The following is a 506-nucleotide window of genomic DNA, read 5'->3' on the forward strand; positions in this document are numbered from 1 at the left end:
GCTCCGCATACGTCAGCGCCACATCCCCGCACACCACCGCCACCGCCCCCGGCGAAGCCGCCACCCACCCCGCGAACTCCTCCGTGATCGTCGTAAGAGACGTGATCGGCGTAAGAGAGCCGGAGGACACACCGGTCCCGGCCCAGTCGCCGAGGATGGTGGAACGCTCGGCGGGATCGAGGATCTCGAGCCGGCTGATCGGGACGTCCGGAGCACTCACCGCGGCACGCAGCAGGCGGACGAACCGGGCCGCGATGTCCTCGGCCGTCGAACGGTCGAACAGGTCCGCGGCGTATTCGAGGACGCCGGTCAGGCCGTCGTCCGTCTCGCTGAGGGAGATCAGCAGGTCGAATCTGGCGACATTCGTCTCCAGCGGCTCCAGGTCGATCGAGAGGCCGCCGTCGAGGTCGAGCTCGACCTTCGGGGTGTTCTGGAATGTGAGTGCCACCTGGAAGAGGGGATGGCGGGCCATCGACCGCACCGGATCCACCAACTCCACCACCCGC

1 protein-coding gene is annotated in these 506 nt (G+C 68.2%); it reads right to left on the bottom strand.

The window, feature by feature from the left end; genetic code table 11:
- Window positions 1-448, bottom strand: a 448-nt coding sequence (locus IEZ07_RS35360; RefSeq protein WP_301549395.1) for a condensation domain-containing protein, incomplete at its 3' end; no start/stop codon positions are given.
- Window positions 449-506 lie beyond the last annotated feature (58 nt).

The sequence above is a fragment of the Planomonospora parontospora genome (assembly GCA_014647935.1).
Lineage (GTDB): Bacteria > Actinomycetota > Actinomycetes > Streptosporangiales > Streptosporangiaceae > Planomonospora > Planomonospora parontospora.